This is a genomic window from Streptomyces sp. NPDC085866 (assembly GCF_044541035.1).
Classification (GTDB): domain Bacteria; phylum Actinomycetota; class Actinomycetes; order Streptomycetales; family Streptomycetaceae; genus Streptomyces.
In genome coordinates, this window is sequence record NZ_JBITSQ010000012.1 from 170,378 (window position 1) to 183,954 (window position 13,577).

13 protein-coding genes are annotated in these 13,577 nt (G+C 71.0%); 7 read left to right on the forward strand and 6 right to left on the reverse strand.

Features of this window, described 5'->3' with window-relative positions; translation table 11 throughout:
• The first annotated feature begins 48 nt into the window (after positions 1 to 48).
• The 4 genes from ACIF83_RS29775 to ACIF83_RS29790 all read left to right on the forward strand — a co-directional run bounded on the left by ACIF83_RS29775 (position 49) and on the right by ACIF83_RS29790 (position 5,108).
• A complete protein-coding gene (locus tag ACIF83_RS29775; RefSeq protein ID WP_399731457.1) occupies positions 49 to 726 on the forward strand; it encodes a DUF429 domain-containing protein in 678 nt (225 codons plus the stop codon).
• Between the two features lie 437 nt (positions 727 to 1,163).
• Positions 1,164 to 2,912: a hypothetical protein gene (locus ACIF83_RS29780; RefSeq protein ID WP_399731461.1), complete on the forward strand. Its 1,749-nt coding sequence runs from the start codon at positions 1,164 to 1,166 to the stop codon at positions 2,910 to 2,912.
• Positions 2,913 to 2,938: 26 nt separating this feature from the next.
• On the forward strand, positions 2,939 to 3,400 hold the full coding sequence (locus ACIF83_RS29785) for a hypothetical protein (RefSeq protein WP_399731463.1): 462 nt from the start codon (positions 2,939 to 2,941) through the stop codon (positions 3,398 to 3,400).
• 40 nt (positions 3,401 to 3,440) lie between these two features.
• Entirely contained in the window at positions 3,441 to 5,108 is a 1,668-nt protein-coding gene (locus ACIF83_RS29790) for a hypothetical protein (RefSeq protein WP_399731466.1), read from the forward strand.
• 183 nt (positions 5,109 to 5,291) lie between these two features.
• On the opposite strand, the gene ACIF83_RS29795 is transcribed toward ACIF83_RS29790, so the two are convergent.
• Entirely contained in the window at positions 5,292 to 5,630 is a 339-nt protein-coding gene (locus ACIF83_RS29795; protein WP_393465839.1) for a MazG-like family protein, read from the reverse strand.
• A gap of 28 nt (positions 5,631 to 5,658) precedes the next feature.
• Positions 5,659 to 6,204, reverse strand: a complete 546-nt coding sequence (locus ACIF83_RS29800; RefSeq protein ID WP_393465842.1) for a DoxX family membrane protein — start codon at positions 6,202 to 6,204, stop codon at positions 5,659 to 5,661.
• 121 nt (positions 6,205 to 6,325) lie between these two features.
• Here ACIF83_RS29800 and ACIF83_RS29805 point away from each other — a divergent pair, with 121 nt between their 5' ends.
• Together ACIF83_RS29805 and ACIF83_RS29810 are read left to right on the forward strand one after the other, a co-directional pair.
• Entirely contained in the window at positions 6,326 to 6,652 is a 327-nt protein-coding gene (locus ACIF83_RS29805; RefSeq protein WP_393465844.1) for a nuclear transport factor 2 family protein, read from the forward strand.
• 84 nt (positions 6,653 to 6,736) lie between these two features.
• The gene (locus ACIF83_RS29810; protein WP_399731470.1) at positions 6,737 to 7,759 is read left to right on the forward strand and encodes an aldo/keto reductase; all 1,023 of its coding nucleotides are present in this window, start codon (positions 6,737 to 6,739) and stop codon (positions 7,757 to 7,759) included.
• On the opposite strand, the gene ACIF83_RS29815 is transcribed toward ACIF83_RS29810, so the two are convergent.
• Complete coding sequence (locus ACIF83_RS29815; RefSeq protein ID WP_399731473.1) at positions 7,753 to 8,532, reverse strand: ABC transporter ATP-binding protein; 780 nt, start codon at positions 8,530 to 8,532, stop codon at positions 7,753 to 7,755. The two genes, ACIF83_RS29810 and ACIF83_RS29815, sit on opposite strands and share 7 nt — an antisense overlap.
• A 30-nt stretch (positions 8,533 to 8,562) precedes the next feature.
• Entirely contained in the window at positions 8,563 to 10,011 is a 1,449-nt protein-coding gene (locus ACIF83_RS29820) for an ABC transporter permease (RefSeq protein WP_399731476.1), read from the reverse strand.
• A 200-nt stretch (positions 10,012 to 10,211) separates the two neighbouring features.
• Between ACIF83_RS29820 and ACIF83_RS29825 the strand changes: the two genes are divergently transcribed.
• On the forward strand, positions 10,212 to 11,438 hold the full coding sequence (locus tag ACIF83_RS29825) for a D-alanyl-D-alanine carboxypeptidase family protein (protein ID WP_393465854.1): 1,227 nt from the start codon (positions 10,212 to 10,214) through the stop codon (positions 11,436 to 11,438).
• Between the two features lie 253 nt (positions 11,439 to 11,691).
• Here ACIF83_RS29825 and ACIF83_RS29830 read toward each other — a convergent pair whose 3' ends face one another.
• A complete protein-coding gene (locus ACIF83_RS29830; protein WP_398137267.1) occupies positions 11,692 to 12,450 on the reverse strand; it encodes an SDR family oxidoreductase in 759 nt (252 codons plus the stop codon).
• A 56-nt stretch (positions 12,451 to 12,506) separates the two neighbouring features.
• Positions 12,507 to 13,535, reverse strand: coding sequence for a Gfo/Idh/MocA family protein (locus ACIF83_RS29835; RefSeq protein WP_398137266.1), 1,029 nt, complete (start codon positions 13,533 to 13,535; stop codon positions 12,507 to 12,509).
• Positions 13,536 to 13,577: the final 42 nt, after the last annotated feature.

Sequence of the window (13,577 nt, forward strand, 5' to 3'; positions counted from 1 at the left end):
TTGTTCCTCTTGCACGAGTCGTTCCTCTTGCACGAGAGGCGAGGCGGGATGGAAGTCCTCGGGGTCGATGCCTGCGGCAGGCAGGGCTGGACAGGGATCAGACTCACGGACGGCACGTTCGCGGGCAGCCTCGTGGACGTCCGTCTCGATGCGTTGATCGAGCGTGCCGCCGGGGTGGAGGCGATCGCGGTGGACATGCCGCTGGGCCTGATCGAGAAGGGCTGGCGCGCAGCGGATCTCGGCGCGAGGGCACTCCTGAGGGCACGGCGCAACAGCGTCTTCCTCGTGGCACCGCGCCCGGCATGGCGAGAGCCGGACTACGCGACGGCCGGCGACCGCTGCCATGAACTCACCGGCCATCGACTGAGCCGACAAGCGTGGGCGCTGGCTCCGAAACTCCTCGAGGCCCGCGCGTGCTGGCTCGCCGACGAACGGATCCACGAGGTCCACCCCGAGGTGTCCTTCTGCGCCCTGGCCGGAGGGGTGCCGCTGGACCACGCCAAGAAGACGTGGCGTGGGCAGAGTGCACGTCGCCGGCTGCTGGCCGCAGCTGGGATCGTGCTGCCGGATGAACTCGGCGAGGCGGATCGTGTTCCGGTGGACGATGTCCTCGATGCCGCTGCGGCGGCCTGGTCGGCGTACCGGATCGGGCTGGGGGTCGCGGGGCGGATTCCTGAGATGCCCGAGCTGGACGTGGAAGGGCGCGTCGTCCAGATCCGGTACTGAGGACCACGGACCTCGCTTGCGCACCTGCACGGCCGACGGCGTCAACGTGAGCACGGACGTGGCGACCGCTCAGGTCACCGCCGCCGACTCCCGGTTCCTGCCAGGTATACGCGATCGGCTGCACCGACGCGGCCTGTGGCAGACAGGCGCTCCAGTGCCTTCCTGCCCAAGAACCGGCCCAACACCGGTTTTTCATAAAGGATCTGGTGTCCCGTCAGATCGACGGTGCGTGAAAGCGCCGCCACAGGGCACCACTCGGCGTCGCGGTGTTCCATCTGGGACGGAAAGTGCGTCGAATCCCTCTCTGCGCCCACAGATCGGTTCTACTCTGAGTTGGCCGAACCCGTCCTCTTCGCGGGGATCAGGCGATTTGTTCTGTGTGCGTCACGCGTGTGCGCACCATGGGGATGCGGGGGTACCGACCTATGGGCATGCCAATGGGGACCGTTTCGGGGTGGCCCGGTCCCGCAGACGCGCGCGATCTGCTGGAACACCAGGCCGGACCACCCGGCGGGGACGCGACGCGGCACCTGTGCGCGGCGGCCTTCCTGGACCGGACGTTCCGTCAGGCGGCCATCAGGGAACTGGTGGAGGAGCAGCACCGGGTGCCGGCCGCGTCGCCCGGGGTCGACATGGCGGCGGTGCTCGCCGCCTGCCTGCGGGCGCGGTGGGAGGGCGCGGTGGCCGGCGGCCTGATCATCCTGGTCGCCTTCGTCGGACTGCTCACCGACCGTGCCGACTTCGCCCTCGCACTGCTCGTGGTGCTCCTCGTCCGCGCCGTCACCTGGTCGTTCGGACCGTTCATCGGCAAGGGCAGATTCGACCGGGGCACCCTTTGGCGGCTGCTGCTCCGCCGAGGCCTGGCCGCTCTGGGCCTGTGCCTCCTCTTCTCGGCCGGCCTGGTCCTCCTGGTGATCGCAGCCATCGGCCAAGGACTCTCCTCAACGACCACCGGAGTGCCCCCGGACTCGGGCGGAGCGGTGGCCGGAGAAGCAACGTGGAACCCGTCACTGCTGGGCATCGCCGCCTTCCTGCTGGCGTGGGTCGCCATCGGCACCGTCCTGCGCTACCGCCGGCACCTCCACCTGGCCGCCCTGCATGAGCCCGGCGGCACCAAGCCCGGCCCGCAGTCCACACGTCTCTCGCCGGTCTTCGCCCGCCTCCAGGAACGCCCTGCCGAGGCCGAGACTCTCTACAGCGACTTCTCCCCGTTCGTCGGTGCCGGCCTGCGTCTGGAGCACGAGGGGTGGTCGTTCCCCATCGAGCTGCGCCCCAGCACACAGCAGCGCAACGGGAGTGCCCCACTGGTACCCCTCGAACTTCCCACCCTGCACCGCAGCATCACCGCGGCTGTGGCCGAGCTCTCGCAGGGTGACCTCTACCCCGGGGATTTCCTACACCATCTGACGGTGCGGGACCGGGTCTTCCGCGCCGGACGACGACCGGACGCGCCCGAGAACTGGTACGGCGCCCTCAGCGTCGCCGACCCGGTATCCGGCGTGCAGACACTCGCGCCTGCCTGGGCCGACCTGCTGGACCTCGGATCGCACGAGCGGATCCGGCACTTCCTCGAGGTGCGCGCCGAGCTGTGGCAGCGTCAGTTGGTCGCGGCGCTCTTCCTGCGTGCCAACGTCCAGGGCGGCCTGCTCCAGGTAGAGGGCCTGGCCTTTCTCCTGCCGCCGGTGGCCGAGCGGTACCGTGTGGTGGACGACATCCTGCCTCCCCGTCCGCTGGAGGACGGCGGCTACGCGCTGTGGCGTGCGGTGCGTTCCTTCGCCCTGGACGTGTGCACCGCCGCCGTGGAGCCCTGGGCGATACTCCGGTCGGCGGTCCGTACCGCCGGCCGCCGCCGCTGGTACCGGCGGATGCACGAGCTCGGTCGGCCGGTCGACCACAGCCCCCAGGTCAGCCTGCGCGAGCTCGGTGCCGAGCCGTACTACCAGCAGCTCTTCCAGGAGCTGGACGTGCGCAGGTTCTTCACCAGCATCCGAGAGCGGGCCTTCACCGCGGTCCTCGCGGAGCTACGGCGTGCGGGGTACGACACCTCGGAGTTCGAGCAGGCTGTCCAGCTGCTCGTCGCCGGGAACATGAACATCAGCACCGGGATCCAGAACGTCAACTCGCCCAACTCCGGGAACCAGGCCGTCGGCCAGGTCAACAACCTGCGCCAGACCAAGGTCCCTTGATTCGATCCCCCGCGTGGAGGAGCTTCGTGCATCCCGACCCGACCGCACCGGGCTGGCAGCACCAGCCCGGCATCGTCAACATCGATTCCCCCAACCAGGGCAACCAGGCTGTCGGGGAGCGCAACACCCTCACCCAGCACTTCGCCGCCCCGCCCACCCTGCCCGAGCAGGTCACCGTCGCTGACCTGCTCACCGCGCTCCAGGCCGTACGCGACGATCTGGCGCGGCTGCGGGAGACGGGCGTCGGCGCCCTCCCGGACGACGAGGCGGACGAGGCCCTTTGCTCGCTCGACCGGGTGGGGGACGAGGTGGTTCAGGAGGAACCACGGCCCGGTGTGATCCGGCGTCACCTCTCCTTCGCGGTGGACGCCCTGACCTCGGCGACCTCGCTGACCACGGCCGGCGGCACCCTGGCCGCGAGTGCCACCACCCTGGTCGACTCGCTGGCGAAACTGCAGGCGGTCGTCCTCAGGCTCTTCGGCGGCTGAGGCCGCCGACACCATCGACCACTCTGGGGGGACGAGCGCGATGGCTCAGTGGAAGCTCGCCGTGGATGCCACCGCACTCCGTCCGTGCGCCGCCATCGCGGCGCACGGACGGATCACGGCGCTGGACCTGAACGGCCCGGTGGCCACGGCTGAGCAACTGCTTCGCACCGCGGCCGAGACGGCCGCGGCCGGCGGTCACACGGTCGCCGGACTGGTGATCGTGCACCCGCTCGGCTGGACGGAGGCGGAGTTCAGCCAGGCGCAGCTTCAGGCGCGCGCCGCGGATCTGCCCGATCCACATTTCACGTCGGGCGCGTCGGCGCTGGCCAGGTACTTCCGCGCCCGGCTCGCCCTGCCGGAGGGGGCCTGCCTCGCCGTCTACGACGCGCGCCGCAAGTCCGCCGAGGTCTCCGTGCAGAGCCATACGGCCACCGGCCTGCAGCCGGTGGCCCAGGACATCTTCCCGGGCATGACGCCGGACGATGCCGGGCCCGGCCGACTCGACCAGGCCCGCCGCCGGGTGATCGACGAGAGCGCGTCCGGCATCGATCACGCGGCCCTGGGGCCGGGACGACTCGCCGCGGTCTACCTCACCGGGCAGGCCGCGCTGCTCCCGGGTGCGGCCGACCGGGTGCGCACCGAGCTGGGACTGACGGCCTTCGTCTGTGACCGCCCCGAGGAGGCGGCCGCGCTGGGAGCGCTCGTACCGCCGGACGACGCGAGGTTCCGCCTGCCCGCCGCGCGGGAGATCCCTGCGTCTGCCTCCGGCACGGTGCCCGTGCCCGACGTCACGCTGCACCTCGCCGACCCGGCGGCCAAACTCGCCGCCGCGGCGTTGAGCGCGGCGGCGGTACTGGGCGCGGCCGCGCCCGACGGCACCCCGCCGGCGCACACCTGTCACCCCGACACACTCAGACACCGGGCCGCACCTGCGACCGACGGCCGTGACGTCAGCCGCGAGGAAGTCACGGAGGCGTCCACACTCCCATCGCCCTCAGCGGAGCGCACCGCGCTCGCCGATGCCAGGACCGTCACCGCCGGGCCGGCGCACGACCGGCTCGCCCTCCTCCGAAAAGGGGGATCAACAGCCGGCTCCGTCACCCCCGGGCCGAGCAGCCACGGCATCCCCGCACTGCCCCCACGAGGCGGCGGCTTCCGCATCCGCAGCGTCTGGCTGCCGGCAGTCGCAGCGGTCGTCGCGGCAACCGGCATCACCATCGGTGTCGTGCACTGGTTACTGCCGAACGACCACCCGAGCCGCGCCCACACGCAGCGCCCACGCGCCCTCCCCACCACGCCCGCCCCTGCTGTCACCAGCCCAGTGCCTGCCCCCGCGGCAACCACCATCCCGCCGACACCGAGTCCGTCGCTCTCCCCTGGGACGTCCTCTCCCAAGAGCCCCTCGGAATCGGCCTCCGCGACCAGCCCCTCCGGCATCGTCCTTGCCTACTACGCCGCCATCAACAAACAGGACTACACCACGGCCTGGAAACTCGGCGGCGACAACCTCGGCGGCAGCTTCGCCTCGTTCGTCCACGGCTTCGCCACCACCACCCACGACGCCGTCACCGCGCAGGACACAGGCCCGACCCAGTCCTCCGTCGACCTGACAGCGACCCAGACCGACGGTTCCGTCAAACGGTTCACCGGCATCTACAACGTCAGCGACGGCGTCATCACCAGCGGCCACCTCCAGGCCGTGCCCTGACCCCGGGCACGCTCCCTGGACGCCTCTCGATGACGCTGCTGATCAGGCTCTACACGATCTCCCGCCCACACGAGACGACGCGCTCCTTCGAGGGGAATGGTCGGTCAAGGGGTGAGCACGCGCCGGGCACCCTCGGTCAGCGCGGGGCTGCCTCGTTGGCCGAGGTCAGCCGTGGGCGCGTGCTCAGACTGGAGGAGTCAGCGGTCGTTCCCGTACACCCTTCAAGTGTGCGTCGAAGACCTCTCGCGCCTCCGGCGTCAACGTCCGCAGCGCCACCAGCGCCGTGATCGCCACATCGCACAGCTCGCCCTGGACGTCCTCCCACGTGTGGGTGACTCCCTTGCGTGGGTTCTGGCCGGTCGCGCCGATCACCGCCTCGGCCACCTCGCCCACCTCCTCCGACAGCTTGAGGATGCGGAGCAGTACGCCCTCCGGGCCGGCGTGCCTGCGAGTCGCCTCCAGGCGGTCCCAGAGTTCGTCGATCGTCGGCCAGAGGGCGGGGGAGGTGTCCTGGTCGCTCATGCCCCGAAGCTTGGCATGCCCCGGGGGGCTAGTCCTCGAACAGGACCTCCTGCTCGCCCTCCACCTTCGCCCGCACCCGCCGGTTCCGTGCCCCGACTACTACCGCCGTAGCCGCCGCCGTCACCCCAAGCGCCACCGGCACCATCCACCCCCGGTCGAAAACATGCCCGGACGCGTGGTCGAGGGAGAGGCGGCCGGGGCCGGCGATCGCCAGGCCTGCTGCCGCCAGGCCCAGGCTGGCCGCGTACTCGTAGCCACCCTCCTGGGCGAAGAAGCCGTTGGGCTGGTGGACCGCCGCCGCTCCGGCCATCGCGCCGGCCGCCGCCGCGCCCGCCGCCGGGGTTGCCAGGCCCAGCGCCAGCAGGGTGCCGCCGCCCGCCTCCGCCAGGCCTGCCGCCGTCGCGCTCGCCTTGCCGGGCGCGTAGCCGACGGACTCCATGAACTGGCCCGTGCCCTCCAGGCCGTGGCCGCCGAACCAGCCGAACAGCTTCTGCGTGCCGTGTGCGACGAGCACCCCGCCCGTCCCCAGCCGGAGCAGCAGCAGGCCCAGATCACGTCGGTCGTAACAGGTCACGGTCGTCACTCCTGTCAGCGCCTATGAAGTCCCTTGTCACCGTCGCATCCCGTGCTCCTGCGGGCTCGTCGTGGATGGCGTTCGGGTGGCGGGGGCGGGGGAGCGGTGTGAGTCTGGCGCCATGACGATTCAGCCAGCCAAGCTCAGCGATCCGTCCGTCCGGGCCTTCGTCAACGCCGTGAACTCGCACGACCGCGAGGGCTTCATGTCCCTCCTCTCGCCGGGCGCGACGATGTCCGACGACGGCTCGGACCGCGACCTCGCCGAGTGGATCGACCGGGAGATCTTCACCTCCAACGGCCACATCGATGTCGACAACGAGTCCCGGGGCGGCCGCGACCTCATCGCCCGCTACCGCAACGACGCCTGGGGCGAGATGCGCACCAAGTGGCACTTCGAGATCGAGGACGACGGCAGGATCTCTCGCTTCGAGACCGGGCAGGCGTAATCCTCCCCTGAGTAATCCCCCCGAGTAATCCCCCTGTGAAACCGCTTGCCCTCGTGTGCGCTCCAACTCCTAGCGTTCTGCGGCATGGAGACCACCAGCAGGACACTGGGACGCAGCGGGATCGAAGTGAGTGCCCTCGGGGTCGGGTGCTGGGCCATCGGTGGTGAGTGGCAGGCACCCGACGGGCAGCCCCTCGGGTGGGGGAAGGTCGACGACGAGGAGTCGGTGCGGGCCATCCGCCGTGCCCTCGACCTCGGCATCACCTTCTTCGACACCGCCGATGTCTACGGCACCGGGCACAGCGAGGAGATCCTCGGTCGTGCGCTGGGGAAGCGGAGGGACCAGGTCGTCGTCGCCACCAAGTGGGGCAACGTCTTCGACCCGGACACCCGCACCCTCACTGGTGCCGACGACTCCCCGGCCTACGCCCGCCGGGCCCTGACCGCTTCCCTGCGCCGTCTCGGTACCGACCACGTCGACCTCTACCAGTTGCACCTCTCCGACGCCGAGCCGGAGCAGGCGGCTCAACTCCGTGATCTATGCGAGGAGTTCGTCAAGGAGGGGCTCGTCCGGGCCTACGCCTGGAGTACCGACGACCCCGCCCGCGCCGCCGTCTTCGCCGAGGGGGAGCACTGCGCGGCCGTACAGCACGCGCTCAACGTGCTCCAGGACGCGCCCGACATGCTGGCCCTGTGCGAGGAGTCGGGGCTCGCCAGCATCAACCGGAGTCCGCTTGCCATGGGGCTGCTGACCGGGAAGCGGCACACCTCCCTGGAGGCCGGGGACATCCGGAGCAGGCCGCCCTCCTGGCTCCAGGGCTTCGGGGGCGACGGGTCCGGTGCCGATCCCGAGTGGGTGAGCCGGGTCGAAGCCCTGCGGGACATCCTCACCAGTGACGGCCGTACCCCCGCCCAGGGCGCCCTGGCCTGGCTGTGGGCGCGTAGCCCGCGTACCGTGCCGATCCCGGGCTTCCGGTCCGTCGCCCAGGCCGAGGACAACGCCGGCGCGATCGCGAAAGGGCCGCTCACCGCAGAACAGTTGGCCGAGATCGACCGCCTGCTCGGGCGACGAGCGGCCCCGACGGGCCGTACGACTGAGGGTCAGTAGCCGTAACCGCCGTACTGCTGCTGCGCGTACTGCTCCTGCGACGCGTGCTGACCGTGAGCCTGCCCGCCGTACGCCTGCTGCCGTGCCGCCCCACCCCCGCCCTGCTCGGTGAGCGTGATCCGGCCCGCCTTGATGGTGGCCAGGCGCGGGGCGCGGCGGGCGATGGAGGAGTCGTGGGTGACCATGACGAAGGTCAGCCCGTGCTCCCGCCACAGGCCCTCCAGCAGGGCCATGATGTCGTCGCGGGTGCCCTCGTCGAGGTTGCCGGTGGGCTCGTCGGCCAGCAGCACCTTCGGCTTCTTCACCAGGGCGCGGGCGATGGCGACGCGCTGCTGCTGGCCGCCGGACATCTCGGACGGGACGTGGGTGAGGCGTTCGCCGAGGCCGACCGAGCGCAGCGCCTCGGCCGCCCGCTCGCGCCGTTCCGCCGGCTTCACGCCGAGCGGGACCAGGGCCGTCTCCACGTTCTCCTGCGCGGTGAGCGTCGGGATGAGGTTGAACGCCTGGAAGATGATGCCGATCTTCTCGGCGCGCAGCCGGGTCAGCCTGGCCTCGCTGATCGTGGCGAGGTCGACGCCGTCCAGTTCGACGCTGCCGGACGAGGGGCGGTCGAGGCCGCCGATCATCTGCAGGAGGGTGGACTTGCCGCCGCCCGTCGGGCCCTGGATGACCAGCTGGTCGCCGTCGGCGATGGTGAGGTCGACGCCGCGCAGCGCCTCCACCGTCTCCTTGCCCCGCGTGTACCGCTTGGTGACGCCGGTGAGTCTGTACATGGGTGCTCCGTGAGTGAACAGAAGGGTGGGTCAGGAGACGCTGCGCAGGGCGTCGGCCGGGCGCATCCGGGAGGCGCGCCAGCCGCCCATGGCGCCGGCGATCAGGCCGCCGGCGACCGCGAGGCCGACGGCCAGGGCGATGGTGGTCAGGGAGACGGGTGCGGTCAGCGCGATCTCCAGGGTGTTCTTGGTGGCCTGCCGGCCGGGGCCGCCGCCCATGCCACCGCCCATGCCGCCACCGCCGCTGCTGCCCAGCTCCGCCTGCAGCTTCGGGCTGATCGCGGTGACCGTGTAGGCGGCCGCGAGGCCCAGGGCGATGCCGAGGCCGCCGCCGATCAGGCCGTTGACCATGGACTCGCCGACCACCTGCCGGGTCACCTTGCGGCTCGGCCAGCCGAGCGCCTTCAGGGTGCCGAACTCGCGCACCCGCCGGGACACGGCCGAGGAGGTGAGCAGCGCGGCCACCAGGAAGGCGGCGACCAGGACGGTGATCGACAGCCACTTGCCGACGCTGCCGGCCAGGTTCGAGGCCGTGGACAGCGAGCCGGAGACGGTGGAGGCCAGGTCGGAGGAGGTGGTGACCGTCGTACCGGAGATGTTGCTCTGGATCGTCTTCTTGACGGTGGAGATCTGCTTGGAGTCGGTCGCCTTGACGTAGATCGTGGTGACCTTGTTCTTGGCGTCACCGAGGGACTGGGCCTGCTTCAGCGGCAGGTAGACGTCGGTGGTGGACTCGCTGCTGTCCGGGGTGGCGATGCCGATGACCGTGTACTTGGTGCCGGAGACCTTGAAGGCCGTGCCGACCTTGTACTTCTTCTCCTTGGCGTACGACTTGCTGACGACCGCGACCTTCGCGTTCGTCTGCGCCGAGGTGAAGGTCTTCCCGGAGGTGATCTTCATCGTGGCCAGCGGGCCGAGGGCCTGGTCGGTGACGTCGACGCCGGCCACCGAGTAGCTGTTGACGTCGAAGTTGGCGCCGCCGCCCTGGACCTGCGGCTGCCCGCTGCCGCCGCCCGGGCCGCCCTGCTGCTGGGATCCGGACGACGAGGTGGACGACTTCGCCTTGCCCTGGGTGAAGGAGCCGTCGACCTTGGTGACGTTCAGGGAGAGGGCGCCCACCGCGCTCGCCACGCCCTTCTGCGCGGCGACCTTCTCGACCAGCGAGGACTTCAGGGCCTGACCGCCCTGTGTCATCACCCGGTCCGAGCTCTGCGAGCTCTTGCTGCTGGACTTGGCGTCGAACTTGAAGTTCGGGCCCTGCGAGCCGCCGGCCTCGGGCGCCGACTGCGCCTTGGTGACCGTCATGTCGGTGCCGAGGCCGTAGAGCGACTTCAGGACCTTGTCCTGCGCCTGCGTCATACCGGCCGACACCGAGTTGACGGTGATGACCAGCGCGATACCGAGCGCCAGACCCATCGCGATGACCAGAGCGGCCTTCTTGCGGCGGCTCAGCTCACGCTTGAGATAGATGCCAAACATCCCGTTCCTCGAAGGTTCTTGGCGCCCGCTGTGGGCGCGGCCACAAGCTAGGGAGGAACCTTTGAGGCGCGCTGAGTAAAGGATGTGTCAGAGCTGAGAAAGCAGGATGGGGGGTCAAATTTTCATAAGACAGCAAATTCCTATGCCAGGGAGGGCCTCCTGCCAGGAAATGCCTGTTGGGTGCGGTGTACGGTCCCCGGGTGCGTGAATGTTCCCGGCTCAGCCGGCGTGCCGCCCTCGGGCTGACGGCCGCCGCCCTCCCCCTGTCCGTGGCCGCCCCCGCCTCCGCCGCGACCGTGATCGGCGGTGAGCGGCTGGCCCGTACCGGAGTCCAGGTGCGCGGCGCCGGCGGCCTGCCCAAGAAGCTCACCGCACGCTCGTGGCTGGTCGCCGACGGCGAGACCGGTGAGGTGCTCGCCTCGTTCGACGCGCACCGGCGCCTGGCGCCCGCGTCCACGCTGAAGATGCTGTTCGCGGACACCGTGCTGAAGAAGTTCGAGCGGACCGAGCGGTACAAGGTCACCGACGCCGACCTCGCCGACATCCCGGCCGGCTCCAGCCTCGTCGGCGTCAAGCCCGGCATCACCTACACCGTCGAGCAGCTGTGGCAGGGCGTGTTCCTGCGCTCCGGCAACGACGCGGTGCATGTGCTCGCGCACATGAACGGCGGTGTGGCCAAGACGGTCGCCGAGATGCAGGCCCTGGCCGAGGACCTGCAGGCCCTGGACACCCATGTGGTCAGCCCCGACGGCTTCGACCACAAGGGCCAGCTCTCCTCGGCGTACGACCTCACGCTCTTCGCCCGGCACGGCCTCAAGAACGCCGACTTCCGCGGCTACTGCGGCACCAGGACCGCCGACTTCCCGGCCGGCGGCAAGAAGACCTTCCAGATCCAGAACACCGACCGGCTGCTCACGGGGGCCTGGGGACTGCACACGTACGACGGCCTGATCGGCGTGAAGAACGGTTACACCAGCCACGCCGGCAACACCTTCACCGGCGCGGCCACCCGGGACGGCCGCACCCTGCTGGTCACCGTGATGCATCCGACCGAGGGCAGCAACGCCGTCTACGAGCAGACCGCCGCGCTGCTCGACTGGGGCTTCGGGGCCGGGCGTTCGGCGCAGGCGGTGGGCACGCTCGTCGAACCGCTCAGCGAGGGCGGGGCGAGCGCGAGCCCGGCGCCCGCGGGGAAGGCGGCCCGGGCCGCGGCCGGTGCTCCCGCCTCGGCGTCCTCCGGGCACCCCTCGTCGTGGCGGCTGCTGGAGGGCGCGGCCGGGACCGTGGCACTGCTGGGAGCGGGTGCGTGGGCACTGCGGCGGCGCGTGGTGCGAGTCAAGGCGGCTCGGGCGGAGGCCGCGGCCGAGGCGCAGATGGAGATGGAGACGGGGTCGGAGTCCGAGTCCGGGGGGCGGCACCGGCGCTGAGCGGCCGGGATGCGTACAGCGGCAGCCGTTCCACCGACCGGTGCGTACCCCGCGGTCCCACGCGAGGTCCACCCCCAACTCCGGTCCGGTGGAACGGCTGCCGACTCCCCCCTCGGTGTGGCTACGGAACTCCTGTGCTCCAAGTGTGAAGCTCTTGTGGAGGAAAGTTGAGCATATGCGGCCGACGGGCCGCAATAGTGCGGACGTTGAAATTCCGTTTGTGTAACTTGAGGAATTTGATTCCGGTCCGTCGTCAGCCCCGCCCGATGTACGGCATCGCCGTCGCCAAGACCGTCGCGAACTGCACGTTCGCCTCCAGCGGCAGCTCGGCCATGTGCCGCACCGTGCGGGCCACGTCGGCCACGTCCATCACCGGTTCCGGGGCCACCTCGCCGTTCGCCTGCAGCGCCCCGGTCTGCATCCGGGCCGTCATGTCGGTCGCGGCGTTGCCGATGTCGATCTGCCCGACCGCGATCCGGTACGGCCGCCCGTCCAGCGACAGTGACTTGGTCAGGCCGGTCAGCGCGTGCTTGGTCGCGGTGTAGGCGACCGAGTGCGGGCGGGGCGTGTGGGCGGAGATGGAGCCGTTGTTGATGATCCGGCCGCCCTGCGGATCCTGCTCCTTCATCCGCCGGTACGCCGCCTGCGCACACAGGAACGCCCCGTTGAGGTTGGTGTCCACCACGTGCCGCCAGGCCTCGTAGGGCAGGTCCTCGACGGGCACCCCGCCCGGGCCGAACGTCCCGGCGTTGTTGAACAGCAGGTCGATGCGCCCGAACCGGTCCACGGCCGCCGCGAACAGCGCCTCCACGTCCTCGGGCCGGGACACGTCGGTGCGCACGGCGAGCGCGGGCGCCCCGGGCACCAGCGCCGCCGTCTCCTCCAGCGTCTCGACCCGCCGGCCGGCCAGCGCCACCGTCCAGCCGGCGCGCAACAGCTCCACGGCGACGGCCCGCCCGATGCCGGAGCCGGCGCCGGTCACCACCGCGATCTTCGATTGCCTGTCAGTCATGGGTCCGCAGCGTAGGCGGGAAGTCCGGGATGCGGAATGCAATGTCCGCCATACGGCTACCCGGTGACGGTGGCCACGGCCTCCCCGAGAGCCTCCCCGGGATACCGCACCCCGATCCGCTCCCGTATCGCGTCCAGCGTCCGCATCACCGCGAGGCTGCCCGCCAGCGGCACCAGTGGCGACTCCTTCTCGCCCGCCCGCAGCGCCCGCATGACCTCCTCGGCCTCGTGCCGGAGGCTGGTGCGCAGGCCGTCGGCCGGGTCGGCGGTGAACTCCTCGGGGGCACGGCCGTCGCGGTGCAGTACAAAGCGGTCGGGGTGGAAGAAGCCGGACGGGATGTCGATGCGGCCGCGCGAGCCGGTCACCGAGGCGGTGACCCCCGTACCGCCGACGATCGAGCAGTGCACCGAGGCCAGCGCCCCGCTCTCCCAGGACAGCAGCGCGCCCGTCTGGAGGTCGACGCCCTCGTCGGACAGCACCCCCCGTGCCACGACCTCGTCCGGCTCGCCCAGCAGCAAGTGCGCGAACGACACCGGATACACACCGAGGTCCAGCAGCGCCCCGCCGCCCAGTGCCGGATTCCGCAGCCGGTGCGCCGGCGGGAAGGGGCCCGCGAGACCGAAGTCGGCCTGCACCGTGCGCACCTCGCCGATCGCCCCGTCCGCCACCAGCGCCTTCAACCGCCGCACCAGCGGGTTGCAGTACATCCACATCGCCTCCATCAGGAAGCGGTCGTGCTCCTTCGCCAGCGCCACCAGTTCCTCGGCCTCGCGGAGGTTGAGCGTGAACGCCTTCTCGCACAGCACGTTCCGCCCGGCCGCCAGGCACAGCCCGGCCGCCGCCCGGTGCGCCGAGTGCGGGGTGGCGACGTACACGACATCGATGTCCGCGTCCGCGGCCAGGGACTCCCAGTCGCCGTACGCCCGCGTCACCCCGAACCGCTCGGCGAACGCCCGGGCCGACTCCTGGCTGCGCGAGGCCACGGCCACGATCTCCGCGTCCGGCAGGTCCACCAGGTCCGCCGCGAACGCGGCCGCGATCCCGCCGGTAGCCAGGATCCCCCACCGCACGCTCTGCTCCGCCATCCCGCCCCGCCCTCGTTCATGTGTGCCACGGCAGTGTGTACG

Excerpts from the sequence above, each read along its gene's own strand:
- ACIF83_RS29805 (WP_393465844.1), top strand. The coding sequence starts at position 6,326 with ATGACGATTCAGCCAGCCAAGCTCAGCGATCCGTCCGTCCGGGCCTTC.
- ACIF83_RS29830 (WP_398137267.1), bottom strand. The coding sequence starts at position 12,450 with ATGACTGACAGGCAATCGAAGATCGCGGTGGTGACCGGCGCCGGCTCC.
- ACIF83_RS29780 (WP_399731461.1), top strand. The coding sequence starts at position 1,164 with ATGGGGACCGTTTCGGGGTGGCCCGGTCCCGCAGACGCGCGCGATCTG.
- ACIF83_RS29810 (WP_399731470.1), top strand. The coding sequence starts at position 6,737 with ATGGAGACCACCAGCAGGACACTGGGACGCAGCGGGATCGAAGTGAGT.
- ACIF83_RS29795 (WP_393465839.1), bottom strand. The coding sequence starts at position 5,630 with ATGAGCGACCAGGACACCTCCCCCGCCCTCTGGCCGACGATCGACGAA.
- ACIF83_RS29820 (WP_399731476.1), bottom strand. The coding sequence starts at position 10,011 with ATGTTTGGCATCTATCTCAAGCGTGAGCTGAGCCGCCGCAAGAAGGCC.
- ACIF83_RS29775 (WP_399731457.1), top strand. The coding sequence starts at position 49 with ATGGAAGTCCTCGGGGTCGATGCCTGCGGCAGGCAGGGCTGGACAGGG.
- ACIF83_RS29835 (WP_398137266.1), bottom strand. The coding sequence starts at position 13,535 with ATGGCGGAGCAGAGCGTGCGGTGGGGGATCCTGGCTACCGGCGGGATC.
- ACIF83_RS29815 (WP_399731473.1), bottom strand. The coding sequence starts at position 8,532 with ATGTACAGACTCACCGGCGTCACCAAGCGGTACACGCGGGGCAAGGAG.
- ACIF83_RS29790 (WP_399731466.1), top strand. The coding sequence starts at position 3,441 with ATGGCTCAGTGGAAGCTCGCCGTGGATGCCACCGCACTCCGTCCGTGC.